Origin of the sequence: Amycolatopsis sp. (genome assembly GCF_035276945.1) — a bacterium.
In the GTDB taxonomy this organism is placed as follows: Bacteria; Actinomycetota; Actinomycetes; order Mycobacteriales; family Pseudonocardiaceae; genus Amycolatopsis_E.
Genome location: NZ_DATELF010000126.1, coordinates 1 through 22,543, shown reverse-complemented (window position 1 = coordinate 22,543; position 22,543 = coordinate 1). Strand labels below are relative to the sequence as shown.

Here is a 22,543-nt window from a genome sequence, read left to right as displayed (position 1 = left end):
AAACCGGAATCAACCCCCGGGCGAGTTCTTTCCCGCACCGGTCACTCGCCGAGCCCGTACGTGGCGAACGCGCTCCGGATGACCGGCTGGGCCACGTTCCGTACCCGCACGCCTCCGGGCGTGACCCCCTGCTCGCACCCGAAATGCGCGTGGCCGTGGATCGCCAGGTCCACTTCGGACTCATCGATGGCCTCGCCCAGCTGGTAGCAACCGAGAAACGCGTAGATTTCGGGCGGTTCACCGCGCAGGGTTTCCGGGATCGGGGAATAGTGCGTGAGCGCGACGCGCATGTCCGCGTCGATGTCGGCAAGCGCCGAGCGCAAGGCGTCGGCACGGTCGATGGTGTGGTCGACGAACCCCTTCATCTCCCGCTCCCCGAACCGGCTGGCGCATTTCCCGGCGAAGCCGCCGCCGAACCCCTTCACCCCGGCCACGCCGAGCCGCTGCCCGTCCACGTCGATGGTGGTGGCGGTGCCCTCGAGTACCCGGATGCCCTGGTCCTCCAGTAGCTTCGCGATGTCGTCGGCGACGTCGGAATGGTGGTCGTGGTTGCCCAGCACGGCGACCACCGGCACGGGGAGATCGGCGAACTCGTCGGCGGCCACCCGCGCCTCGTCCAGGGTGCCGTGGCGGGTGAGGTCGCCGGCCAGCAACAGCACGTCGGCGTGCTCTCCCAGCTTGTCGAGGGCGGGGCGGAGCCGGCCGCGCGCGTCCTCGCCCAGGTGCACGTCCCCGACCGCGGCGATCCGGATCATCGCAGCTCCTCCCGCTGGGACGGCTCGCGGCAGTCGGCCACGCGCACGTCGTTGTGGATCACCACCTGCGGCGCGACCTCGTGCAGCACCACGTCCAGATCCGCCCGGCGCTGTTCGGACGCCACCTCCCCGGAGAGGTGGACGGCGTCCCCACGCACGTTCACCCGCACGCCGAGTTCGGCGGTGCGCGGGTGCTCGGCCAGCGCCCGGCGCAGGTGCGCGACCAGATACTGCGGGCTCTCGTCACTCATCGGTTGCTCCTGACCGCTTCCGGTTCCGCCACCGAGAGCGCCTCCACCAACCGCAGGAACGAACGGGCGTAGGGCGAGTCCGCGGTTTCGTCCGCGACCCGCGCCCAGTCGACCTGCTCCCGCAGGTCGCGGGCGATGTGCAGCAGCGGGGTGAAGTCACACCGGTGGGCGTCCAGCACGAGCAACTTGTCGATCATCAGGTCGGTGCCGGTGCTCACCGGCGCCACGGCCAGCCCGACCCTCATCGTCTCGGCGCGCGCGATCAGGTCGGCCACGCTCGTCCGGTAGTTGGGGCGGAAGATCAGGTCGATTTAGGACCTCCCCGTCGTAGACCCTGGCGAGCCAGTCCTCGGGCGGGTCGCGGGCCCGCATCCCGGCCTCGGCCAGTGCCCGCGTCGCCTCCGCCACGTCACGCTCGTCGAGGAAGACGTCGACGTCATGGTCGGACGGCGGCCCGCCGCGGACGTAGACCGCACGGCCCCCGGCGACCGCGAACTCGAGCCCGCGCGCCGCCGGGTGTTCACCACCCGGGTGAGCGTTTGCAGCAGCGCCTGTTCGTCCGTGCCGACGGGCTACCCGGTTTCGTTCTTGTGAACCGGGGGTACCTGTGGTCGTACGGTGAAGGTGGGGAGAACGGGAATGCGACGCCATACCGCGGCTACGTTGGTGCGGACTCCGGAAGCGGCGCGGCAGGCCCGCCGGATCGTCTCGGCGACCTGCACGGACTGGCGCATCACGACGCTGGAGCCTGATGCCGAGATCGTGGCCAGCGAACTGGTGGAGAACACCCTGCAGCACACCGACTCCCCGCCGCGGCTGCGGCTGGTGCTGCACGACGGCGCGCTGACGGTCGCCGTTTCCGACAGCGGCGCCGGTCCGCCGGCCGGGGAACACTGGCGCGGCCTGGGCATGCGACTGGTCGCCGGCGTGGCCGAGGCCTGGGGATGTACCACGGCACGGGCCGGGAAGACGGTGTGGGCGGTGCTGTCCACGCGACGGTGACGCTGTCTTGCCAATTGCCGCCAGAAGCCCGTACGGTCGGGTTTGGGCTGTTCACGGACGGCCCTTGCCGGGAGTGAACGCACGTCGCCGGCGGGAAGCTCGATCACCTGCGTTGGCGTGTCTGGTGCTCTCACCCTGAACGCGGGAAAGACAGGGAGACGCCGTGCACGCGACCACAGACGTCCGCATCCGTATCGAGGAGCGGGAAGACGGCATTCAGTTGGCGCACACCAGTGGGGAGCTGGACGCGCTGGGCACGCCAGTGCTGCGCGAATGCCTCGACGAGCACATCTTCCCCGACCACGATTTCGTCCTCGATCTCGACGAGGTCACCTTCCTCGGATCGGCCGCGATGAAGGCGCTGATCGACACCGAGGAGAACGCCGCGCGGCACAAGGTGCGCTGGGTGCTGGTGGGCAACGGGCGGGCGGTGGTGCGGCCGCTGCGGGTGACCGGGCTGGCCGACCGGCTCCCGCTCCAGCCGAGCGTGCCCGCCGCGATCCGGGTCCTGTCGTCGCCGGTTTCCGGCTGACGCCTCACCCCAGCGCCCGGTTCGCGGCGGCGACGACCTCCCCGGGCGTGATGCGGAGCAGGCCGGGGTGCGGCTCGGCGGAGAACGGGTCGCCCTCTTCCCCCGACCAGAGCACGATGTGCCGGTGGCGCGGCGCGGGCGGCGGACCCCAGCGATCCGGCGACGACGGACCGAACAGCACCACGGAGGGGGTGCCATACGCCGTCGCCAGATGCCCGACGCCGGTGTCCCCGGACACGACGAGCGCGGCGTCGGCGACGAGCGTGGCCAGCTCCGCGAGCCCGGTTTTCCCGGCCAGCACGGCATGTCCGGGCAACCCCGCTTCCCGGGCCACCGATTCGGCGAGGTCGCGCTCGCTGTCGTCGCCGGTCACCACGACGGGGTGGCCCGCCGCCAGTTTCCTTGCCACCGACGCGAACCGCTCCCCCGGCCAGCGGCACGCACCGAAACCGGCGCCGGGATGCACCACCACGGCGCCGGGTGCGGGGCTCGTTCCGAGTGGTCGCGCCAGCGCGAGGTCGTCCGGGTCCGCGCGGATGCCGTAGTACCCGAGCAGGCCGCACCAGCGGTCCGCCTCACGCACCCGCTCCGTCCACTTCGGACCGTCGACGGCCGGGAACTCCGGATGCGCGTGGGTGAGCAGGCGGCCCGGCCTGGCGGCGAACAGCGCTCTGGTGCTTTCCGGACCGCCGCCGTGCAGGTTGACCGCCACCGAAGGCGGGGGGCCCGGCCACGCCAGCTCCCCTGGCCCGGACGTCGGCAGCACCTCGTCGACCGCCCCGGTCAACCCGGCCAGCTCCGCCAGGCCGTTCGGGGCGGCGAGGGTGATCGTCGCCGCCGGGAACGCGGCTCGCAGGCCCCGCAGCGCGGGCACCGAAACCAGCAGGTCCCCCAGGCCCAGCGCCCGCAGCACGAGGACCCGCGTCACGGCCAGGAACCTTCTTCCGACGCGCACACCACCATCTCGCGCACCTGGCACCCGGGCGGCTGCGACAGCGCGTACAGCACCGTGCGCGCGACGTTGTCCGGCTGGTTCAGTTTCGCGTCGGGTGGCGGCTTGTACTGCTCGTCGCGACTGTCGAAGAACGAGGTGTGCATCCCGCCGGGGATCAGCAGGGTGACGCCGATCCGCCCGGCGGTCTCGGCGGCGAGCGCCCGCGTGAACCCGACCACGCCCCATTTGGACGCGCAGTACGCGGTGGCGTCACCGACCGCCTTGATGCCCAAAGTGGACGCTACCGTGACGACCGTGCCGCCCGAGGACTCCAGGTACGGCAGCGCGGCCCTGATCACCGCCGCGGTGCCGAGCAGGTTGATTTTGACCACGTTCTCCCAGTCCTCTGTGGACACCTTGCCGAAGGGGCCCGGCACGTCGATCCCGGCCGCGGTGAACACCGCGTCGAGCCCACCCGCCTGCTCCGCCAGTTCAACGACCGCCCGCTCGGCGGCCGCGGTGTCGGTGACATCGACCGGGATGTAGGGCGGGCCGGCCCGTGGTGGTTCGCGGTCGATCACCAGCGGTCGGCCGCCCGCCTCGGCGACCGCCTCGGCGGTGGCGGCGCCCAGCCCGGACGCCCCTCCGGTGATCAGGACCCTGCCAGGTGTGCTCATCCGACTCCTCCCTGGAAACTGGGCACGCGAGCGCCCCCGACCGGCTCGGACACCGTCGTGGCGGCACCCGCGGTGACGAACCGGGCCGCCGACTCGACCGCGGCGCGCACGGCGTCGGGCAGGGCGGCCCCGTCGAGCAACGCGGCGGTGGCCGCGCTGGCGAACCGGTCGCCGGCGCCACAGGTGTCGGGCCGCACGCTCGTGGGGACGCGGGCGCCGTGCGGCACCGGGATCGTGCTGATCCCGGTGCCCGACGCGAGCACCGCGCCCCGCGAACCGAGCGTCACCGCCACCGCGGCGCCGAACTCCCGGCACAGCGCGGCGGCGACCTTCGCCGGGGTTCCGTGCTCCCCGGCGAATTTCACCGCCTCGGCCTCGTTCGGCGTGACCAGCACCGCGCCCGGCACCGGTGACGCGCCCCGCGGATGCGGGTCCCACACCACCGGCGCCTCCGCCGCGCCCACGAGCTCACGAATCCGCGGATGGGCGGCGACACCGCGGCCGTAGTCCGCGACAAGAATCGCGGAAGCCTTGCGTAGCACCGAAATCACGCTCCGGTCCAAGCTCTCGTGGCTCGCGATGCCGTTCCCGTGATCGATGCGCACGATCGGCTGTCCCGCCGCACGGACCCGCGTCTTGCGCGGGGTTTCCCCGTCCAGGGGGAGGGCGCGCACCTCGACCTCACCGGCGAGCAGATCGAGCAGCCGGGCACCGCTTTCGTCCTCGCCCACCGCCGTGACCAGCACGACTTCGGCCGCCGACCGCGCCGCGAGCAGGGCGGCCAGGCCGGCACCACCCGGGCGCCGCCATTCGGCTCCCACATCCACCACCGGCACCGGCGCTTCCGGGCAAAGCCGCTCGGCGGTGCCCTCGACGTCGATGTCGAGCAGGGCGTCGCCGACCACCACCAGCGGCCCGCTCACGGCTTCCTCCGCGAGTTCGCGCGTGTGCCGCTCACCTTGGTCGCGACTTGACTTGACGCGTACGCCCTCACGTAGGAACCCCCAGGGCTTCGTCAAGCGCCGCGCACAGCGCGTGGATCACCGCCAGATGCGCTTCCTGGACCGTCCCGGTTCGTTCGGCCTTGATCGCGACGGCGTCGTCGCACAGCGCCGTCAGCGGGTTGGGTCCCGGCCCCGTCAGCGCCCACGTCGTCAAACCCATCTCGTGGGCGGTCTTGGCGGCGGCGCACACGTTCTGGCTGCGCCCGCTCGTGGACAGGGACACCAGGACGTCGCCCAGCCTGCCGTGGGCACGGACCTGGCGGGCGAAGACCTCGTGCTCGCCGTAGTCGTTCACGATCGCCGTCGCCGCGCTGGTGTCGGCGTGCAGCGCGATGGCCGACAGCGGCCGCCGGTCGTGCACGAACCGGCCGACCAGTTCACCGGTCAGGTGCTGCGCCTCGGCCGCGCTGCCCCCGTTGCCGCAGGCGAGCAGGCGGCCGCCGCCGGCGAGCACCGTGGCCAGCTGACGGCCCCATGCCTCGATCCTCGGCGCGTCCGAGCCCAGCGCCCGCATCACCTCGGCGAGTGCTCTGAACCGCTGGTTGATCACACCGCACCTCCAAGTTTTCCCACGGCCTCCACCACTTCCTCCGGGGTCACCCGGCTCAGGCACGGATGTCCCGGCACCGGACATGCGCGAGCCCGGGTGTCCCGGCACGGCGCGTCCTGGTCGCCGAGCAGCACCACCGGCACGCCGTAGGGCGCCCAGCGGTCGGCGGACACGACCGGGGCGAACAGGGACACCACCGGCGTGCCGACCGCGGCGGCGAGATGGGCGGGGCCGGTGTTCGGCGCGACGACCACTCGCGCTCCCGCCAGAACGGCGGCGAGTTCCGCGAAACTCGTCCGCCCGGTGAGGTCGAGCCCGGACCGCGCCGCCGGTTGTGTGAAAGCGTTTTCAGACTCGGCTCCCGTGACGACCACTCGGTACCCGGCCTCGGTCAGAAGCCGTGCCGCTTCGGCGTTCTGCGCCACGGACCACTGGCGGGCCGGAACCGACGCGCCCGGGTGCACGACGACGTAACCGGGCTCCCCTACCAGCGCCGACACGTCGGGCAGGGGACGGCGGACGGCGGGCCTCCCGTCGTCGCCCTCGGGGAGGGCGAATCCGGCGGCCTGGGCCAGGGAGAGCGCGCGCACGGGTTCCGGCGGGTCGCCCTCCACCCGGTGCCGCAGGTCGAGCAGGGAACCCGGGTAGTCCTCGCAGATCGCCCCGATCCACGGCACCCCGCATTCCCGCAGGATCAGCGCCAGCGGCAGCGGTGACTGGTGAAAGGACGTGACGATCAGGGCCCTCTCCGGCCGGGTCGCGCGGATCCGGTCACGCAGCAGGTCCAGGTACTCCGTGGTGACGGCGGGAGGCTCCGGGTCGATCCACGGCGCGCGCCACTCGAGGATCTCGTCCACCCCGGGCAGCAGTTCCGCGCCGATCCGGCCGCGCGGCCCGACCAGCATCGTCACCGAGGCCCGGGCCGCGACCGCGCGCACGCAGGGCCCCGCGAGCAGCACGTCGCCCGCGTTGTCCATCCGCGCGACCAGGATCTTCACCATGCCAGCTCGACCGCCTCGCGCAGATCCCTCGCCATCAGCGCCGCCGCCTCGATCTCGGCGGCCCTGGTGCGCTGGGTGGGCACGAGGACGCCCCGTGCCCCGGCCGCCCGCGCGGCCTCGATGTCCGAACCGATGTCCCCGATGACCACGCAGCGCGCGGCCCGCACCCCGAGTGCGCGGGCCGCGCCCAGGACGAGCCCGGGTTTCGGCTTCCGGCAGGCGCAGCCGTCGGCCTCGGCATGGGGGCAGATCCGCCAGGTGTCGAACGGGCCGAGGAGTTCCTCGACCCGCGCGTTCACCTCCGCCAGTTGCGCCCGCGTGATCAGGCCCCGGGCGATGCCGGACTGGTTGCTCACGACCCCGACCGGCACCCCGGCGGCGCGGAGCCGCGCGAGCACGTTTTCGGCCCCGGGCATCGCGCGGACGAGCCTGGCGTCCGCCAGGTAGGGCTCGTCGACGATCAGGGTGTCGTCCCGGTCGAAGAGCACGGCGTCCATGTCACCTCCCCGCTCTCCTGCTGCTACCCGGAGCAGTAGTGGCTAAACGGGCGGGAGCGAGGCGGAGGTGATGGCGGCCACCGCCCGCGCTCGTTTGTTCACCCCCCAGCAACAAGAACGCGAGTCCACCGCCCGCGCGCGTCTGTTCACCGAAAAAAGCTCAGGCCCGAACGGCGGCGCCGGCGGTCGCGGTCTGCTCGGCGAGAGCCTTCTGGTAGACGCGGAGGACGTCGGTGGCGATGCGGTCCCACGAGTAGCGCGAGCGCGCCCGATCCATGCCCGCGATCCCGTACGCCTCGCGTAGCGCTGGATCGTCGAGCAGCCGCCGCAGGGTCGCCGCCAGCACGTCCGGCCGCTTGGGCGGCACGAGCTCGCCCGTCACGCCGTCGACCACGGTGTCGATGAGACCGCCCACCGCGGCGGCGACCACCGGCACGCCGCAGCCCATCGCTTCCAGCGGCACGATGCCGAACGGCTCGTACCACGGCGTGCAGGCCACCACGTCGGCCGAGCGCAGCAATGCGGGCATGTCGCGCCGGGACACCTGGCCGAGCAGGCGCACCCGGTCGGCGACGCCGGCGTGCACGGCCAGCTTTCGCAGCCGGCGGGCCTCCGGATCGTCGGCGAGCCGCCCCCGCTCCGGGCCGCCCGCGATGACCAGCTCGGTGTCGGGCACCCCGGCCAGCGCGTGGATCACCGTGTCGAATCCCTTGCGCGGCACCAGGCGGCCGACGTTGACGATCCGCCACCGTGCCTTCCTGGGCGCCACCTCACCGTCCGGGGTGAACCGGTCGAGGTCGACCCCGCACGGCACCACCGACATCCGGGACCTCGGCAGCCCCATCCTGGCCAGTTCGAAGACCTCGTCCGAGCAGGTGGCCGCGATCCGGGACATCGACCTGCCGATCATCCGTTCCAGCCGCACCCGCTCGGGCGGGCTGGTGTCCGCGGCGCCCTGATGCCGGCGCTTGACCACCCCCAGCGCATGAAAGGTCTGGACCACAGGCAGATCGAGGCCGCGGGCGGCGAGCACGGAGGCGAGCCCGGACATCCAGAAGTGCGCGTGCACCACATCCGGCGGATCGCTGCGCCACGCCCGGGCGAGGAACTGGCCGAACTCCCGCATATGCGGCAGTAGTTCGTCCTTGGGCAGGTGTCTGGCGGGACCGGCCGGGACATGCACGACCCGGTACCCCGCCCCGGCCCGCACGGTACGGCGTTGACGGGATTCGTCACGGCGCGTGTACACGGTCACGTCGTGCCCCTGGCGGCACAGCGCGGCGGAGAGCTCGGCCACGTGCAGGTTCTGGCCACCGGCGTCGACCTCGCCGAGGACGGCGAGCGGGTTGGCGTGTTCGGACACCATCGAGATCTTCATCGGTTACCTCCCGTTACCCAATGGAGCAGCTTGTCCCAGCGGTGAAGAAACGCCTCCAGTCCGTAGTTGGCCAGCGCGAACTCCCGCGCGTACTTCCCCATCCGGTGGGCGAGATCCGGCTCGGCGATCAGGGCACGGACGGCTCCGGCCAGTTCCGCCACGTCGGCCGAGACGAACCCGGCTTCGAGCGGGACCGCGCGCACCGCCTCGGTGCAGGCCAGCGCCACCACCGGCATGCCCAGGTGCATGGCTTCGACCAGCGAGAGCCCGAGCGAGGTCCACCGGGGGGTGTGCAGGTACAGCCGCCGCCTCGCCAGGCTCGTATGGAGCTCTTCCTGGCCCAGGTCGCCGTGCGGGCGGATCCGCCCGCCCAGGGTGTCCAGCTTCTCGACCCCCATGCCGTAGACATCCAGTGGCGCGACCCGCGCGAAGGCGGGCAGCAGGTCGGTCCCGGTCGCCCTCCCCCGCCGGACCGGCTCGTTGATCACGACTCCCGCGCTCCGCTCCTCACCGGTGTAGCGGAAACCGGGGTCGACCACGCCGTGTTCGATCACTTCGACCGGCGCGCGGCCCGTGTCCCACATCAGCCGGTTGAAGTGCGTGACCTGCACGATCGGGATCTCGTTCTCCTCGGCGAGGAAATGCCGGGTGCGCGGCACGTCGCCGGTGGGCGTGTTGTGCTCGACATATACCGCGGGCACGTCGCGTCCGGCGCGCAACCCGGTCCACCGGCGAAGCAGATCCAGCTCCTCCGGACGCTGCAGGACGACGAGATCCGGCTCGCCCAGATCGGCGGGCTTCACTTCCCGTGCGCTGTTCGGCCACGCTCGGTCAGCGCGACCCAGCCCCCATGGTCCGCCCCCGGGCAGCGCGGGCAACAGGTACTCGTGGCGGCCACGCACGAAAGCGCTGGTCCACGAGCCGTGAGCGTGCCAGACAAGGATGCGGAGCCGGTGTTCACTCACCCATGTCATGCCTGAAGTCTTCACCGACAGCGAAGGAGTTAAACGGATGCGCAGCTACTTCTTCTCCTCGCGGCCGGACCGCGGCGCCAGCAGCCCGATCGCCAGGCACGCCACCGCCGTCACACCGTTGAGCCAGTTGTCGGCGGGCCCGGGCGCGAGGCCGAGCATCCCATGGGCGTCCTTGGTTCGCCGTTGGCGCCGGACAGGATCCCGAAGACCGTGATGCCCAGCAGCCCGAAGAAGATCACCAGCGCCCTGCGAGGTTTCCCCGCGTGCGGCCACCAGCGCCGGCACCCCGGCCACCACGCGCGGGACGTCCAGCAGCGCGCCGGAGTCGAACACCCAAAGGGATGCCGGGGGAGTGACGAGCCCGGGTATCCCGAGCGCGAGGTGGCCGGGCCGATCACCAACGCGAGTACCCGCGCCACCGGCGGGGACTTCCGGACGGCCCGTGCAGTCATGAACAACCTCCTCGTTCTTCCACCGGAACGAGGGTTCCCCCTACCCGTAGGAGGCAACCAGGTGTGGGCGCGCTGTCCCGGGGTAGCCCGGGCTATGCGCAGCCCGACCGAGACGGCTCACTGTGCCGAAAAGTTCGCCGAGCTGACCGCCGCCGACCCGGACAGCGAACACCGCATGCAGTTGCGGACCGAACTCGTAACCGAATACCTTTCCGTCGCCGAGCACATCGCGCGCCGGTTCAGCGGCCGCGGTGAGTCCTTCGACGATCTGGTCCAGGTCGCGCGGGTCGGGCTGATCAACGCCGTGGACCGGTTCGAGCCCGACCGCGGCACGGACTTCCTGTCCTTCGCCGTGCCGACGATCATGGGCGAGGTCCGCCGGCACTTCCGCGACGCGAGCTGGTCGGTGCGGGTGCCACGCCGGCTCAAGGAGCTGCACCTGCAGATCGGGCACGTCAGCGGCGAGCTCGGCCAGCGACTGGGCCGGGCGCCGACGCCCACCGAAATCGCCCGCGAACTGGACATGAGCGTGGACGAGATCAGTGAAGGACTCCAGGCGGGCAATGCCTATTACGCGGTCTCGGTCGACAAACCGGCGGGGGACGACACCGAAGCCGCGTCACTGGCCGACACCCTCGGCGAGGAGGACGGCGGGCTGGAGTCGGTGGAAAACCACGAGGCCCTGCAACCGCTGCTGCGCGAACTTCCGGCACGGGAGCGGAGCATCCTCATGTTGCGGTTCTTCGGAAACATGACGCAGACCCAGATCGCCGAGCGGGTCGGGATTTCGCAGATGCACGTGTCCCGCTTACTGGCCCAGACGTTGGAACAGCTTCGCGCGAAACTCACCGAGGAACCGTAACCCGTTTCACTGTCAACGGCGTCGGGTAGCGCGGGAAAGTGGCCCCTGAATCGGCCGTCCGCGTCTCCGCCGGGGAAGGCGGCTGTCCTTCGACGTGACGGTGGCAGCCCGATGAGCCGTTGGCCGTTTCGGTGCCGGAACGGCCGGGTAGCCCGCGCGCGTGAGGACCCGGGACTTGATGACATCGCCCGTGGTGACGGTGACAGCCGGCACCCCGGTCAAGCAGGCGGTGAAACTTCTGACCAGCCACGGCTTCACGACGCTGCCCGTGGTCGACGAAGACGACTTCCTGGTCGGCGTGGTCACCGGCGCGGATCTGCTGGACGAGGAACCGCTGCCCGGTCCGAGGATCCCGGTGGCGGGGGAAGGACCCCAGCCGTCCGCGCCGGACCCGCCGACGGTGGGCGAGCTCATGACCAGGGACGTGCCGACCGCGTCCGGGGAAACGCCGGTGCCCACGCTGACCAGGTTGCTGCTGGAAACCCGGGTGCGGGCGGTGCCGGTGGTCGACGCCGGACGGGTGACCGGGATCGTCACCCGGCGGGACCTCCTGCGCCTCATCGTGGGCCAGGACGAGGCGATCACGCACCGCCGGAGGTAGCGCGATCAGGGGTGCGGGGTGCCGACGGGATTGGGATGCGGGACCAGGCGGCGGAGCGGGGTGAGGTAGTCCCGCAGGTGGGCCGGTTCTCCGGTGGTCGCGGCGGCGCAGGCGACGGCGGCGAGCGCGTCCGTGCGGCGCTCGATGTATTCGCGCAGTCGCGGACCTGTCGTGGATGGTTTCCAGCGCCACCCACAGGGCTCACGCGGTTTCCGCCGTCTCCATGGTCTCCCTTGCCCTAATCGCCCCGGGCGCGAACGTTGCGGACGCCGGTGGCGAGCAGGACGAACCCCGCGATCGCGGCCAGCAGGCCGATGAGGAACCACAGCTTCTGGCCGCTCATGAAACTGCCGGGCAGCACCCCGGCGCCCTGGAACGTCCACACCGCGCCGACCAGCACGAGCAGCGCTCCACCGACCAGCGGCAACCAGGTTTTCATACGGTTCCTCCTCTGCCCGCGAGACTACTCGCGGCCCGGTTCGGCCACGGGCAAGGCGCCTGGCCTGCGCCGGCCGAAACCGGTGGCCTGCTCGAAGACGTGACCCGCCTGCAGCACGGCGAAATCCGCCCGGTGCGGGCCGACGATCTGCACGCCGACCGGGAGGCCGCCGGGGGTGAAACCGGCCGGGACCGACAGGGCCGGGCAGCCCGTGGCGGAAACGAAGTAGGCCGAGCGCATCCAGTCGAGGTAGGTCTCCATCGGCACCCCGGCCACCTCGGTGGGGTACTCGAGGTCGAGGTCGAACGGCGGCACCTGGCTCACCGGCAGCAGCAGGAAGTCGTAGCGGGTGAAGAACTCCCGGACGCGGTGGAACAACTCGGTGTGCCGGACCTCGGCGCGGCCCAGGTCCGGCCCGGTCAGCGCGCGCCCGGCCCGGGTGTTCCAGCGGATGCTCTCCTTGAGCCGGCCGGTGTCCAGCAGCGGGGAGAACGCGACTTCGAACTGCCACGCGCGCAGCGTCCGGAACACCTCCTCGGCGCCGGTGAAGTCCGGGCACGCCCGCTCCACCTCGCACCCGAGATCCGAAAACACCCGCGCCGCTTGCTCGACGACCGCCACGACTTCGCCTTCGACGGGCACCGCGCCGCCGAGGTCCGGCGACCAGGCCACCCGCAGCCCGCGCGGATCGATGTCGAGCGGCCGGGCGAAACCCGAGCCGGGTTCCTCCAGCGCGATCGGGGACCGCGGATCGGGGCCCGCGATGACGGACAGCAGCAGCGCCGCGTCGGCCACCGTGCGCGCCATGGGGCCGGAAACGCCGAGCGTGGACCAGCCGAGCGCGGTGGGCCAGTCCGGCACGCGGCCCGGCGAGGGCCGGAAGCCGACGACGTTGTTGAACGAGGCCGGGTTGCGCAGCGAGCCGCCGGTGTCGCTGCCGTCCGCGACCGGGCACATCCCGCAGGCGAGCGCGACCGCCGCGCCGCCGCTGCTGCCACCCGCGGACTTGCCGGAGTGGTAAGGGTTTCGCGTCACCCCGAAGACCGGGTTGAAGGTGTGCGAGCCCGCCCCGAACTCGGGCACGTTCGTCTTGCCGAGGCTGATCACGCCGGCCGCGCGCATCCGCTCGATGATCAGCGCGTCGCGGTCCGGCACGTGGTCGGCGTACCGGGGCGACCCGTAGGTGGTGCGGATGCCCGCGGTGTCGTGCAGGTCCTTGTGCGCGGCCGGAATCCCGTGCAGGGGCGGCAGTTCCGCACCGGCCGCGGCCCGTTCGTCGGCCGCCTCCGCCTCGGCCAGCGCCCGGTCCGCGACCAGCGTGACGATGGCGTTGACCTCCGGGTTGACCTGGTCGATCCGGTCCAGATGCGCCCGCACCACTTCGCGCGCGGACAGTTCCCCGGCCCCCAGCGCGGCGCGCAACTCGAGCGCGGTCAGGAAACAGACGTCGGTCATGCCGGCGATCCTGACAGGCGGCGCGAACGGCCGGAAGTCGGTACGGTCTAGGGCATGATCGGGTTGCCCGGCGAAATCACCGCCTGCCTGTTCGATCTCGACGGCGTGCTGACCTCCACGGCGGCACTGCACAAGCAAGCGTGGAAACAGACATTCGACTCATTCCTGCGAGAACGCGACGGAAGCGGCTTCCGCGGGTTCAGCGACCGGGACTACGCCGAGTACGTCGACGGCCGCCCCCGGCTGGACGGCGTCCGGAACTTCCTGACCTCCCGGACCATCTCGCTGCCCGAAGGAAGCCCGGAGGACCCCGTCACCGACCACACCGTGCACGGCCTGGCCAACAAGAAGAACGAACTGGTGCTGAACATCATCGAGCAGCAAGGGGTGGACCCGTACCCCGGTTCGGTCCGCTACCTGAAAGCCGCGCGCGATGCCAGGCTGCGGATCGCTGTGGTCACGTCTTCGGCCAACGCGACTTCGGTGCTCAAGGCGGCGAAACTGGACGAGTTCGTAGAGGCGCTCATCGACGGTTTGGTGATCGTGCGGGAGAAGCTGCGCGGCAAACCCGCGCCTGACTCGTTCCTGGCCGGCGCGAAGGCGCTCGGGACGGCACCGGAAAACGCGGCCGTGTTCGAGGACGCGCTGGCCGGTGTGGCGGCGGGCAAGGCGGGCGGTTTCGGGTACGTGGTGGGGGTCGACCGCGAAAACCAGGCCGACGAACTGCGCGCGGACGGGGCCGACGTGGTGGTGCGCGATCTCGCGGAACTGCTGGGGGACAGACGATGACCAGACGAGGCTACGAGACCGCGCCCTGGGAACTGCGCTGGCAAGGCCTGGCCATCGACCAGCTGGAAAAGACCGAATCGACCTTCGCGCTGTCCAACGGGCACATCGGAATTCGCGGCACGCTCGAGGAAGGTGAGCCCCGCGGGCTTCCGGGAACCTACCTGAACGGCTTCTACGAGGAGCACGACCTGCCCTACGCCGAGGCGGGCTACAGCTATCCCGAGGCGGGCCAGACCGTGGTCAACGTCACCGACGGCAAGATCATCCGCCTGCTGGTCGAGGACGAGCCGTTCGACATGCGCTACGGCAACGCGACGCACCACGAGCGCTGGCTGGACTTCCGGGCCGGCACCCTGAGCAGGGTGACCGAATGGGTCTCCCCCACCGGGCGCCAGGTCCGGGTGCACACACAGCGGCTGGTGTCGTTCACCCAGCGGGCGGTGGTGGCGATCCGGTACGAGGTCGAACCCCTCGACGGCGAGACGCAACTGGTCCTGCAGTCCGACCTGCTCGCCAACGAACCGATCGATCCCGAGACCAAGGACCCCCGGGTGGCCGCGGCGCTGCAGTCACCGCTGCAGTCGGAGTTCACCGTGGCCAAGGACCACCACGCCGTCCTGGTCCACCGGACGCGGACGTCGGGCCTGCGGATGGCGGCCGCGATGGACCACCAGATCGAGTCCCCGAACGGGCTGCGCACCGACATCATGGTCGAAGACGACCTCGCCCGCCTGACCCTCGCGGTGGAGGTGCCGAAGGGCGGCAAGCTGAGGCTGACCAAGTTCCTGGGCTACGGCTGGTCGGCGAAGCGATCCATCCCGGCCCTGCGTGCGCAGGTCTCGGCGGCGCTGGCCGGCGCCGTGCAAACCGGGTGGGACGGGCTGCTCGAAGAGCAACGCGCCTTCCTCGCCGACTTCTGGGACACCGCGGACATCCAGATCGACGGCGACCCGGAGCTCCAGCAGGCCACCAGGTTCGCGCTCTACCACGTACTGCAGGCCGGGGCCCGCGGCGAGAGCCGGGCGATCCCCGGCAAGGGCCTGACCGGGCCGGGCTACGACGGGCACGCCTTCTGGGACACCGAAAGCTTCGTGCTGCCGGTGCTCACCTACACGGTGCCCGAAGCCGCCCGCGACGCCCTGCGCTGGCGCCATTCCACTTTGGACAAGGCGCGGGACAGGGCGCGGCAGCTCGGTCTGGGTGGCGCCGCCTTCCCCTGGCGGTCGATCAACGGCGCGGAGTGCTCGGCCTACTGGCCGGCCGGCACGGCCGCGTTCCACGTCAGCGCGGACATCTCCGACGCGATCGCGCGGTACCTCGCCGCCACGGGCGACGACGAATTCGAACGGCAGTGCGGCACCGAAACGCTGGCGGAGACCGCGCGGCTGTGGATGTCGCTCGGCCATTTCGACCTCCACGGCCGGTTCCGCATCGACGGCGTGACCGGCCCGGACGAGTACACCGCGATCAAGGACAACAACGTCTACACGAACCTGATGGCGCGCCGGAACCTCCTGGAAGCGGCGGCCTCGTGCGAGCGGGTGCCCGAGGTGGCCACGGCGCTGGGCGTCGACGAGGACGAACTCGGCACCTGGCGGGAGGCCGCGGAGCGGATGTACATCCCGTACGACGAGGAACTCGGCGTGCACCCGCAGTCGGAGAACTTCACCCGCCACGACGAGTGGGACTTCGAGCGCACCACCGCGGAACAGTACCCGCTGCTGCTGCACTTCCCCTACTTCGACCTCTACCGCAAGCAAGTGGTCAAGCAGGCGGACCTGGTGCTGGCCCTGCACCTGTGCGGGGAGCACTTCACGGCCGAGCAGAAGGCCCGCGACTTCGCCTACTACGAGGCCAGGACGGTGCGGGACTCTTCGCTGTCGGCGAGCACCCAGGCGGTGATCGCGGCCGAGGTGGGGCATCTCGACCTCGCCTACGACTACCTCGGCGAAGCCGCGCTCACCGACCTCCACGACGTGCACAACAACGTGCGCCAGGGCCTGCACATGGCTTCGCTGGCTGGCGCGTGGAACGGGGTCGTGGCCGGACTCGGCGGGATGCGGGACCACGGCGGAGATATCACCTTTTCGCCGCGGCTGCCGGACGGGCTTGACCGGGTCGAGTTCCGGATGTGCGTGCGGGGCAGTCGGTTCGCCGTCGAGGTGCACGCCGACCGGGTCAGCTACCGGCTGGTGTCGGGCGAACCCGTGGAGATCACGCACCACGGCCAGCAGGTCAAGGTGTCCGAGCACCCGGTCACCCTGCCCATCCCGAAGATCGACCCGGGCCCGCCGCCCACCCAGCCACCCGGCCGTGCCCCGTCGCGGCGGCATCCGGAACGCCTGCGCCGCCACGAACTCTGACGTTCGGCACACGAACCTCGCGCGCGCCACCACGACCAGGGCGGCCACGTCCCGCACACGAGCCTTGCGTGCACCACCACAACCAGAACGGCCACGTCCCGCACACGAACCTCGCGCGCACCACCACAACCAGAACGGCCACGTCCGGCACGCCCTTGACGGCACATGGGCGAGGGTCAGTCCGGCGGCTCGGGACTGGGGATCTCCGGCCTCACGTCGTCCTTGTTCGGCGGCTCTTCGACCTCCTTGGTCTGCGCCAGGCCAAGGTCGGGGTGGGTCAGCTTCGGGAAGTTGGGACCGAGTGGCGGCTCGGGGTCGAGCTCGGAATCGGTGTCGTGGTGCTGGTGTTTCTGGGCCATGAGACCGGAATACCCCATTTCGGGAGAACGTCAAGCCCCCCACCCGCCCCCGCGAGTCCGGCTCCCGCGACCGGCGAGTCCAACTCCCGCGACAGGTGAGTCCAGCTCCCGCGACACCCGCGTCCAGCTCCCACAACCGGCGAGTCCGGCTCTCGTGACGGGCGGGTGTCGAGTTGGCCGGACTCCGGGTCACGAAACCCGGACTCGGGTGTCACGAAACCCGGACTCGCGGGTCGCGAAACCCGGACTCGGGTGTCATGGAAGGTGGACTCGCGGGTTGGTGCGCGAGTTCGGAATAAATTCATCGCGCGTTGATATACTGGCGGCATGGTTCTTCCGAAAAGGCTCGCCAGGTTCAACCGGGTGGCGGCCAACCGCGTGCTCGGACGGCTCACCCCGCGCCTGCCCGGCTTCGGCACGATCGTTCATCGTGGCCGCCGCTCCGGCCACACCTACCGCACGCCGGTGAGCGTGTTCGCGGTACCGCACGGCTATGTCGTCGCACTCACCTACGGCCGTGATTCGGACTGGGTGAAGAACGTGCTGGCCGAGGGCGGCTGCGAACTCGTCACGCGCGGGCGGACCGTGAAGCTGAGCGAGCCACGGGTCGTGCACGACGAAGACCGCAAGGCCATGCCGTTCGGAGTCCGCCACCTCCTCGGCGCCATCAGCGTGACCGACTTCCTGCACCTCACGGCCGAGTAGCGCCGGGATCGGGTGAGCTCAGCCGACCAGTTCGCGAAGCCGGCTGACGAGCGCGACGCGGGCCTCGGTGCCCGGTTGCAGCGGGGTGACCTGCAGGGTGGTCACCCCCGCCTCGGCGAAGGCCACCAGCCGCTCCTTGACGTGCCCGGCCGGGCCCACCAGGGAGATCGCGTTGACCAGCTCGGCCGGGACCGCGGCGGCGGCCTCCTCCTTCTTGCCGTCCAGATACAGGTCCTGGATCAGCTTCGCCTCGGCCTCATAGCCATAACGGCAGGCGAGTTCGTTGTAGAAGTTCTTGCCGCGTGCGCCCATCCCGCCGACGTAGAGTGCCACGATCGGCCGCACGTAGTCGGCGAGATGGGCCACGTCCTCGCCGATCGCCGCGGCCACCTGGACCGAGGTGTCCAGCCCGCCGAGCGCGGGGTCCCGCTTGGCCGTGCCCTCGGCGAGCGCCGGACCCCACACCTCGGCCGCCTTCTCCGGGTGGAAGAAGATCGGCTGCCAGCCCTCGGCGATTTCCGCGGTCAGTGCCACGTTCTTCGGACCGATGGCGGCGAGCATGATCGGGATCCGCTCACGCACCGGGTGGTTGATGAGCTTCAGCGGCTTGCCGAGGCCGGTGCCCTCCCCGGCGGGCAACGGGATCTTGTAGTACTTCCCGTCGTGCACCACGCGCTCGCGCCGCCACACCTGGCGGCAGATCTCCACGATCTCGCGGGTGCGGCCCAGCGGCGCGTCGTAGCGGACACCGTGGAAACCCTCGATCACCTGCGGCCCGGACGCGCCGATGCCCATGGTGAACCGGCCGTTCGAGACGAAGTCGAGCCCCGCCGCGGTCATCGCGGTCAGTGTCGGCGTGCGGGTGTAGAGCTGCAGGATGCCGGAGGCGATCTCGACACGCTCGGTCCTGGCCGCGACGAAACCGAGCTGGCTGACCGCGTCGAAGGAGTAGGCCTCCGGGACGAACACGATGTCGAGCCCGGCCTTCTCCAGCTCGACGATGTCGGCGACGCTCGCGGTGAAGCCCCCGGCATAGTTGATCTGCATGCCGATCCGCATCCCGCACCACCTCCGGTAAGCAAGCGCTTAGTCTGCCCGCGACTCTACAACACCCGCCCACTTCCGCACGACGGATTCCAGCACCGAGACCGGCAGCGCACCGCCGCCGAGCACGACGTCGTGGAAGGTACGGATGTCGAACCGCTCCCCCAGCGCCGCTTCGGCTTCCGCCCGCATCCGCTGGATCTCCAGCCTGCCCACCAGGTACGACAACGCCTGACCGGGGCATCCGGCGTACCGGTCGATCTCCTTTTCGATCTCCAGCGGGGCCATGGGCGTGTTCTCGCGCAGGTAGCCGACCGCCCGCTGCCTGCTCCAGCCCAGCGCGTGCATGCCCGTGTCCACGACAAGGCGTCCGGCGCGCATCGAATCCTGGGTCAGCATCCCGAGCCGGTACAGATCGCCCGAGTACAACCCCATTTCGTCGGCGAGCCGTTCCGAATACAGGCCCCAGCCCTCGGTGTAGGCGTTGAAGTTCGCGATCCGGCGCAGCAGCGGCAGGCCGGTGAGCCCCTGCGCGGTGGTCAGCTGGAAATGATGCCCAGGCACCGCCTCGTGGAACGCGACCGCCTCACTGGTCTGCCGGAACCGCTCCCCGGGATTGCTGGTGTTGGCGAAGTAGATGCCCGGTCTGGACCCGTCGAGCGCGGGGTCGACGTAGTAGGCGATCGTGCCCCCCTCGGCCTCCTCCTCCGGGATCGCGGCGACCTGGCAGCGCTGCGCCGGCACCGAGCGGAACCATTGCGGCGCAACGGATTCCGCGCGGCTCACCGCGGAGCGTGCGGCTTCGAGGATCTCCTCGCCACTGCTCCAGCGCAACGCCGGGTCGGTGCGCAGGCGCGCGAAGATCTCCGGTAGCTCGCTGGTGCCGAACACCCGCGAACCGAGCTCCCGGTACTCCTCGGCGAGGGATTCGATCATCGCCAGACCTGTGTCGTGCAGATCCCGCGCGGTCCGATCGGTCGTGGTGTGGACCCGGATCAGCTTCGCGTACCGCTGCTCGCCGCCCGGCTGCCAGCAGATTCCCGCCTTGTCCGAGGGCAGCGCTCCCGGCTTCAGCTCGGTGGCGAGGAAGTCGCGATAGCGTGCCAGGGAAGGAAGAACGGCGGCCTCCAGCAGCCGGTCCCGCTCGGCGGCGAACCCCGGCAGTTCGGCGTTTCGCCGGAGCGGACCCCCCGCATAACCGTCCAAATAGGAGATCCCGGCGTCCACCAGGAACTCCGGTGGCACGAGGTCGCCGCGCTGACGCTCGATCACGGAGTCCACAAAGGACGGAAACGCGGCGAGCCTGCCGAGGTGGCCCTTCGCCTTCGCCTCGTCGTTCAGCTGGATCATCGGCAGGATCAGCAACAGCGACTGCAGTGGGGCGACGAAGGCATCGCTCACGGTGAACTCGGGCAGACGCGCGTCGATCGTGTCCACGGCGGCGCGCGCCTGCTGGATCACGACGTCTCGCGTCACCGGGTCGCCACTCGCGGTCTCCGCCCGGGCCGCGAGGCCGGAATACTTCGCCCGCAGCCGCTGCTCGGCTTCGACACTCGGATCGGGCAACCGGTCGTGGTCACCCGGCAGGCCGTAGAGCGACGGCAACAGCGGGTCGGCCTCGAACAGGACCCCGACCAGTTCGTCGGCCAGCGCGTTCACGTCCGTCATCGAGCCCACTCCCGGATAACGGACTCCAGCACGGACATCGGCAGCGCACCGCCGCCCAGCACGACGTCGTGGAATCCGCGGATGTCGAACCGCTCTCCCATCGCCGCCTCGGCCTCCGCCCGCATCCGCTGGATCTCGAGCCTGCCCACCATGTACGACAGCGCCTGACCGGGATAGGCGATGTAGCGGTCGACCTCGGAGAAGATCTCCACCTGCGGCATGGGCGTGTTCTCGCGCAGGTAGTCCACCGCCTGCTGCCTGCTCCAGCCCTTGGCGTGCAGACCGGTGTCCACCACCAGGCGCCCGGCGCGCATCGAATCGGTGGTGAGCATGCCCAGCAGAGCGATGTCTCCCGAGTACAGCCCCATCTCGTGGGCCAGCCGTTCACTGTAGAGACCCCAGCCTTCGGCGTAGGCGGTGAAGTTGCCGATCCGGCGCAGCAGCGGCAGATCGGTCAGCCCGAGCGCGGTGGAGAGCTGGAAGTGATGGCCGGGAATGGCTTCGTGGAACGCGATCACCTCGGCGGTGTGCCGGAAGCGCTCGGTCACCTCGTGGGTGTTGGCGAAGTAGGTGCCGGGGCGCGAACCGTCCATCGACGGCGGGAGGTAGTACGCGGGCGGACCACCCGGCGCCTCGGCGGCGGGCACCGGCTCGACCACCCACCTGTGCGGCGGGATCCGGCCGAACCACCGGGGAGAGGCCTGCTCGGCACGGATGATGGTGGCACGGGCGCTGTCCAGCAACTCCTCCGCGCTGTTCCAGCGCAGCGCCGGATCCGTGCGCAGCCGCGCGAAGATGTCGGACAGCTCGCCGGTGCCGAAGACACGGGAGCCGATTTCGGCGTACTCGCGGGCCAGGTCGCCGATCAGGGCCAGCCCCGTTTCGTGCAGCTCGTCCGGGGTGCGGTCGGTGGTGGTGTGGGCGCGGGCGAGCGCGGCGTAGATCCGCTCGCCGTCCGGCAGCCAGCACACCCCGGGCCGGTCCTCGGGCCTGCCGTGCCCGGCGATGTCCGAGGCCAGCGCCTCGCGGTAGGCGGCGAACGCCGGGCGAACCGTCTTCTCCAGCAGTTCGGCCCGGCGGGCGGCGAACTCCTCGCTCGGCGCCGGCTGGCGCAGCAGCGGGTCGGCCGAGAAGTCGGCGAGGTAGCGGTCGAGGTGCGCGATCGCGGCCCGCACCAGGTGCGCGACCGGGAGCCGGCCCGCGGCGACCCCGGCCCGGTGGCGGTCGGCGGCCTGCTCGAGGTAGCGGGGAATCGCGGCGAGACGGCCGAGCTGCCGCCTGCCCTGCTCGTCATCGGCGATCGCGATCATCGGCAGCACGGTGACCAGGCTGACCGCGGGTGAGACGAAGATGTCGCTGACGGTGAACTCGACCGCGCGCGTGCTCAGCCGGTCGACGATGCCGGTCGCCTGGCTGATCAGCACCTCGCGCGTGACGCGGTCCGCGCCCGTCGCGTCCAGTGCCTCGGCCCGCCGCACGAAGTCCTCGATCCGCGCCCGGTGCGCCTCCTCGGCCTTCTCGCTGAGGTCCTCCAGCCCCTCCCGGTCGGACTCGATGCCCAGCACCGCGGGCCAGATCGGCTCGGCGTCGAACAATGCTTCCACGAACTCGTCGGCCAGTGTGGCAACCTCGGTCATACTCGCCACCCTACGGTGTCGGTGAATGCCGATCCGGCCGAAATCTCGCGGAGTCCCGAACGTGGCCCGGCCTTCCGGTCTGCCCGTACGGCTCACCGGGGCGTGGCAGGGATACGCGGGCCGGACAGGGTAGCGTTTCGTGTCGTGGCCGTGACCGATCCCGTGGACGCCCGCCTGCTCGCCGCACTGGCCGAGCTGGGCAAGGCGGCCGTGCACGAGCTCGCCGTGAGGGTCGGGATGGACCCGCGCGAGGTGGCCTACCGGCTGGTCGCGCTCTCCGGCAGCGGGCTCCCGCTGCTCGTCGGCGTGGAAAGCGACCCCAACGGCCTGCGGGCCGCGCTCGCCGGGGCGGGCGGCTGGGCGCGACCCGCGCCGTATCCACCAGGGCAGCCCTATCCGGTGCGAGGCGGTCCGTCCGGGCCGTACCCGGGGGCCTGGGGGCTTGCCTCCGGCGGCGGCCTGGGGGCCGGGCAGCCAGAAGGCACCGTGCAGGGCGTGCCGAGCGGCCCGTACCAGGTGAACCCGGCCGGCCCGCCCCTGGGGTACGGCACCTCCTCGAACCGGTACCCGGCGCCACCCGCCCGGCCGCCCGCGCCACCGCCGCGGCCACTGGA

The 22,543-nt window shown here is 71.2% G+C and carries 24 protein-coding genes and 1 pseudogene; 8 read left to right on the top strand and 17 right to left on the bottom strand.

Annotated elements, in window-relative coordinates; all coding sequences use genetic code 11:
* Nucleotides 1-41 precede the first annotated feature (41 nt).
* From VJT49_RS22890 to VJT49_RS22880, 3 genes are read right to left on the bottom strand one after another with little or no spacing between them, the layout of a single operon-like run.
* Nucleotides 42-755, bottom strand: coding sequence for a metallophosphoesterase family protein (locus tag VJT49_RS22890; RefSeq protein ID WP_324166947.1), 714 nt, complete (start codon nucleotides 753-755; stop codon nucleotides 42-44).
* Nucleotides 752-1,006: a BON domain-containing protein gene (locus VJT49_RS22885; protein ID WP_324166946.1), complete on the bottom strand. Its 255-nt coding sequence runs from the start codon at nucleotides 1,004-1,006 to the stop codon at nucleotides 752-754. Before VJT49_RS22885 ends, VJT49_RS22890 begins: the two co-directional genes overlap by 4 nt.
* Nucleotides 1,003-1,281 carry a hypothetical protein gene (locus tag VJT49_RS22880; RefSeq protein ID WP_324166945.1) on the bottom strand — a complete coding sequence of 93 codons (279 nt, stop codon included), beginning with the start codon at nucleotides 1,279-1,281 and terminating at the stop codon, nucleotides 1,003-1,005. Before VJT49_RS22880 ends, VJT49_RS22885 begins: the two co-directional genes overlap by 4 nt.
* A 364-nt stretch (nucleotides 1,282-1,645) precedes the next feature.
* Between VJT49_RS22880 and VJT49_RS22875 the strand changes: the two genes are divergently transcribed.
* Entirely contained in the window at nucleotides 1,646-2,008 is a 363-nt protein-coding gene (locus tag VJT49_RS22875) for an ATP-binding protein (protein ID WP_324166944.1), read from the top strand.
* 163 nt (nucleotides 2,009-2,171) lie between these two features.
* Complete coding sequence (locus VJT49_RS22870; RefSeq protein ID WP_324166943.1) at nucleotides 2,172-2,540, top strand: STAS domain-containing protein; 369 nt, start codon at nucleotides 2,172-2,174, stop codon at nucleotides 2,538-2,540.
* Nucleotides 2,541-2,544: 4 nt separating this feature from the next.
* On the opposite strand, the gene VJT49_RS22865 is transcribed toward VJT49_RS22870, so the two are convergent.
* The 8 genes and pseudogenes from VJT49_RS22865 to VJT49_RS22830 form a co-directional block, all read right to left on the bottom strand.
* The gene (locus tag VJT49_RS22865) at nucleotides 2,545-3,474 is read right to left on the bottom strand and encodes a glycosyltransferase family 9 protein (RefSeq protein ID WP_324166960.1); all 930 of its coding nucleotides are present in this window, start codon (nucleotides 3,472-3,474) and stop codon (nucleotides 2,545-2,547) included.
* Nucleotides 3,465-4,151, bottom strand: a complete 687-nt coding sequence (locus VJT49_RS22860) for an SDR family oxidoreductase (RefSeq protein WP_324166942.1) — start codon at nucleotides 4,149-4,151, stop codon at nucleotides 3,465-3,467. The genes VJT49_RS22865 and VJT49_RS22860 overlap by 10 nt, the downstream gene beginning before the upstream one ends.
* On the bottom strand, nucleotides 4,148-5,074 hold the full coding sequence (locus VJT49_RS22855) for a bifunctional heptose 7-phosphate kinase/heptose 1-phosphate adenyltransferase (protein ID WP_324166941.1): 927 nt from the start codon (nucleotides 5,072-5,074) through the stop codon (nucleotides 4,148-4,150). Before VJT49_RS22855 ends, VJT49_RS22860 begins: the two co-directional genes overlap by 4 nt.
* A gap of 67 nt (nucleotides 5,075-5,141) precedes the next feature.
* On the bottom strand, nucleotides 5,142-5,705 hold the full coding sequence (locus tag VJT49_RS22850; protein WP_324166940.1) for an SIS domain-containing protein: 564 nt from the start codon (nucleotides 5,703-5,705) through the stop codon (nucleotides 5,142-5,144).
* Nucleotides 5,702-6,706, bottom strand: coding sequence for a glycosyltransferase family 9 protein (locus tag VJT49_RS22845; protein ID WP_324166939.1), 1,005 nt, complete (start codon nucleotides 6,704-6,706; stop codon nucleotides 5,702-5,704). The genes VJT49_RS22850 and VJT49_RS22845 overlap by 4 nt, the downstream gene beginning before the upstream one ends.
* A pseudogene (locus tag VJT49_RS22840) lies at nucleotides 6,700-7,197 on the bottom strand (D-glycero-alpha-D-manno-heptose-1,7-bisphosphate 7-phosphatase); the annotation flags it as partial. The pseudogene VJT49_RS22840 and the gene VJT49_RS22845, both read right to left, overlap by 7 nt.
* Nucleotides 7,198-7,363: 166 nt before the next feature.
* Nucleotides 7,364-8,581 (bottom strand): glycosyltransferase, encoded by a 1,218-nt coding sequence (locus VJT49_RS22835; protein ID WP_324166938.1) that lies wholly within the window; start codon nucleotides 8,579-8,581, stop codon nucleotides 7,364-7,366.
* The gene (locus tag VJT49_RS22830; RefSeq protein WP_324166937.1) at nucleotides 8,578-9,555 is read right to left on the bottom strand and encodes a glycosyltransferase; all 978 of its coding nucleotides are present in this window, start codon (nucleotides 9,553-9,555) and stop codon (nucleotides 8,578-8,580) included. The genes VJT49_RS22835 and VJT49_RS22830 overlap by 4 nt, the downstream gene beginning before the upstream one ends.
* A 546-nt stretch (nucleotides 9,556-10,101) precedes the next feature.
* Here VJT49_RS22830 and VJT49_RS22825 point away from each other — a divergent pair.
* Together VJT49_RS22825 and VJT49_RS22820 are read left to right on the top strand one after the other, a co-directional pair.
* Nucleotides 10,102-10,869, top strand: coding sequence for a SigB/SigF/SigG family RNA polymerase sigma factor (locus VJT49_RS22825; RefSeq protein WP_324166959.1), 768 nt, complete (start codon nucleotides 10,102-10,104; stop codon nucleotides 10,867-10,869).
* Nucleotides 10,870-11,047: 178 nt separating this feature from the next.
* Entirely contained in the window at nucleotides 11,048-11,470 is a 423-nt protein-coding gene (locus VJT49_RS22820; RefSeq protein WP_324166936.1) for a CBS domain-containing protein, read from the top strand.
* 238 nt (nucleotides 11,471-11,708) lie between these two features.
* On the opposite strand, the gene VJT49_RS22815 is transcribed toward VJT49_RS22820, so the two are convergent.
* The gene (locus VJT49_RS22815) at nucleotides 11,709-11,909 is read right to left on the bottom strand and encodes a hypothetical protein (protein ID WP_324166935.1); all 201 of its coding nucleotides are present in this window, start codon (nucleotides 11,907-11,909) and stop codon (nucleotides 11,709-11,711) included.
* Between the two features lie 24 nt (nucleotides 11,910-11,933).
* Nucleotides 11,934-13,364 (bottom strand): amidase, encoded by a 1,431-nt coding sequence (locus tag VJT49_RS22810; RefSeq protein ID WP_324166934.1) that lies wholly within the window; start codon nucleotides 13,362-13,364, stop codon nucleotides 11,934-11,936.
* Nucleotides 13,365-13,418: 54 nt separating this feature from the next.
* Between VJT49_RS22810 and VJT49_RS22805 the strand changes: the two genes are divergently transcribed.
* A complete protein-coding gene (locus VJT49_RS22805; RefSeq protein WP_324166933.1) occupies nucleotides 13,419-14,153 on the top strand; it encodes a beta-phosphoglucomutase family hydrolase in 735 nt (244 codons plus the stop codon).
* Entirely contained in the window at nucleotides 14,150-16,516 is a 2,367-nt protein-coding gene (locus VJT49_RS22800) for a glycoside hydrolase family 65 protein (RefSeq protein ID WP_324166932.1), read from the top strand. Before VJT49_RS22805 ends, VJT49_RS22800 begins: the two co-directional genes overlap by 4 nt.
* A 176-nt stretch (nucleotides 16,517-16,692) precedes the next feature.
* Here VJT49_RS22800 and VJT49_RS22795 read toward each other — a convergent pair whose 3' ends face one another.
* Nucleotides 16,693-16,875, bottom strand: coding sequence for a hypothetical protein (locus tag VJT49_RS22795; protein ID WP_324166931.1), 183 nt, complete (start codon nucleotides 16,873-16,875; stop codon nucleotides 16,693-16,695).
* Nucleotides 16,876-17,202: 327 nt separating this feature from the next.
* On the opposite strand from VJT49_RS22795, the gene VJT49_RS22790 reads away from it, so the two are divergent.
* Entirely contained in the window at nucleotides 17,203-17,580 is a 378-nt protein-coding gene (locus VJT49_RS22790) for a nitroreductase family deazaflavin-dependent oxidoreductase (protein ID WP_324166930.1), read from the top strand.
* An 18-nt stretch (nucleotides 17,581-17,598) separates the two neighbouring features.
* Here the strand turns inward: VJT49_RS22790 and VJT49_RS22785 are convergent, their stop codons facing one another.
* The 3 genes from VJT49_RS22785 to VJT49_RS22775 are packed head-to-tail and all read right to left on the bottom strand — an operon-like array spanning nucleotide 17,599 to nucleotide 21,929.
* Nucleotides 17,599-18,639: an LLM class F420-dependent oxidoreductase gene (locus tag VJT49_RS22785; RefSeq protein ID WP_324166929.1), complete on the bottom strand. Its 1,041-nt coding sequence runs from the start codon at nucleotides 18,637-18,639 to the stop codon at nucleotides 17,599-17,601.
* Between the two features lie 27 nt (nucleotides 18,640-18,666).
* On the bottom strand, nucleotides 18,667-20,292 hold the full coding sequence (locus VJT49_RS22780; protein ID WP_324166928.1) for a DUF885 domain-containing protein: 1,626 nt from the start codon (nucleotides 20,290-20,292) through the stop codon (nucleotides 18,667-18,669).
* The gene (locus tag VJT49_RS22775; RefSeq protein WP_324166927.1) at nucleotides 20,289-21,929 is read right to left on the bottom strand and encodes a DUF885 domain-containing protein; all 1,641 of its coding nucleotides are present in this window, start codon (nucleotides 21,927-21,929) and stop codon (nucleotides 20,289-20,291) included. The genes VJT49_RS22780 and VJT49_RS22775 overlap by 4 nt, the downstream gene beginning before the upstream one ends.
* A 144-nt stretch (nucleotides 21,930-22,073) precedes the next feature.
* Between VJT49_RS22775 and VJT49_RS22770 the strand changes: the two genes are divergently transcribed.
* Nucleotides 22,074-22,543, top strand: a 470-nt coding sequence (locus tag VJT49_RS22770; RefSeq protein ID WP_414636066.1) for an AsnC family transcriptional regulator, incomplete at its 3' end; no start/stop codon positions are given.

Bases quoted from the DNA above. Each gene is read 5' to 3' on its own strand.
- VJT49_RS22890 (WP_324166947.1), bottom strand. From the start codon at position 755: ATGATCCGGATCGCCGCGGTCGGGGACGTGCACCTGGGCGAGGACGCG.
- VJT49_RS22885 (WP_324166946.1), bottom strand. From the start codon at position 1,006: ATGAGTGACGAGAGCCCGCAGTATCTGGTCGCGCACCTGCGCCGGGCG.
- VJT49_RS22875 (WP_324166944.1), top strand. From the start codon at position 1,646: ATGCGACGCCATACCGCGGCTACGTTGGTGCGGACTCCGGAAGCGGCG.
- VJT49_RS22860 (WP_324166942.1), bottom strand. From the start codon at position 4,151: ATGAGCACACCTGGCAGGGTCCTGATCACCGGAGGGGCGTCCGGGCTG.
- VJT49_RS22845 (WP_324166939.1), bottom strand. From the start codon at position 6,706: ATGGTGAAGATCCTGGTCGCGCGGATGGACAACGCGGGCGACGTGCTG.
- VJT49_RS22835 (WP_324166938.1), bottom strand. From the start codon at position 8,581: ATGAAGATCTCGATGGTGTCCGAACACGCCAACCCGCTCGCCGTCCTC.
- VJT49_RS22830 (WP_324166937.1), bottom strand. From the start codon at position 9,555: ATGACATGGGTGAGTGAACACCGGCTCCGCATCCTTGTCTGGCACGCT.
- VJT49_RS22825 (WP_324166959.1), top strand. From the start codon at position 10,102: ATGCGCAGCCCGACCGAGACGGCTCACTGTGCCGAAAAGTTCGCCGAG.
- VJT49_RS22820 (WP_324166936.1), top strand. From the start codon at position 11,048: ATGACATCGCCCGTGGTGACGGTGACAGCCGGCACCCCGGTCAAGCAG.
- VJT49_RS22815 (WP_324166935.1), bottom strand. From the start codon at position 11,909: ATGAAAACCTGGTTGCCGCTGGTCGGTGGAGCGCTGCTCGTGCTGGTC.
- VJT49_RS22810 (WP_324166934.1), bottom strand. From the start codon at position 13,364: ATGACCGACGTCTGTTTCCTGACCGCGCTCGAGTTGCGCGCCGCGCTG.
- VJT49_RS22805 (WP_324166933.1), top strand. From the start codon at position 13,419: ATGATCGGGTTGCCCGGCGAAATCACCGCCTGCCTGTTCGATCTCGAC.
- VJT49_RS22800 (WP_324166932.1), top strand. From the start codon at position 14,150: ATGACCAGACGAGGCTACGAGACCGCGCCCTGGGAACTGCGCTGGCAA.
- VJT49_RS22795 (WP_324166931.1), bottom strand. From the start codon at position 16,875: ATGGCCCAGAAACACCAGCACCACGACACCGATTCCGAGCTCGACCCC.
- VJT49_RS22790 (WP_324166930.1), top strand. From the start codon at position 17,203: ATGGTTCTTCCGAAAAGGCTCGCCAGGTTCAACCGGGTGGCGGCCAAC.
- VJT49_RS22785 (WP_324166929.1), bottom strand. From the start codon at position 18,639: ATGCGGATCGGCATGCAGATCAACTATGCCGGGGGCTTCACCGCGAGC.
- VJT49_RS22780 (WP_324166928.1), bottom strand. From the start codon at position 20,292: ATGACGGACGTGAACGCGCTGGCCGACGAACTGGTCGGGGTCCTGTTC.
- VJT49_RS22775 (WP_324166927.1), bottom strand. From the start codon at position 21,929: ATGACCGAGGTTGCCACACTGGCCGACGAGTTCGTGGAAGCATTGTTC.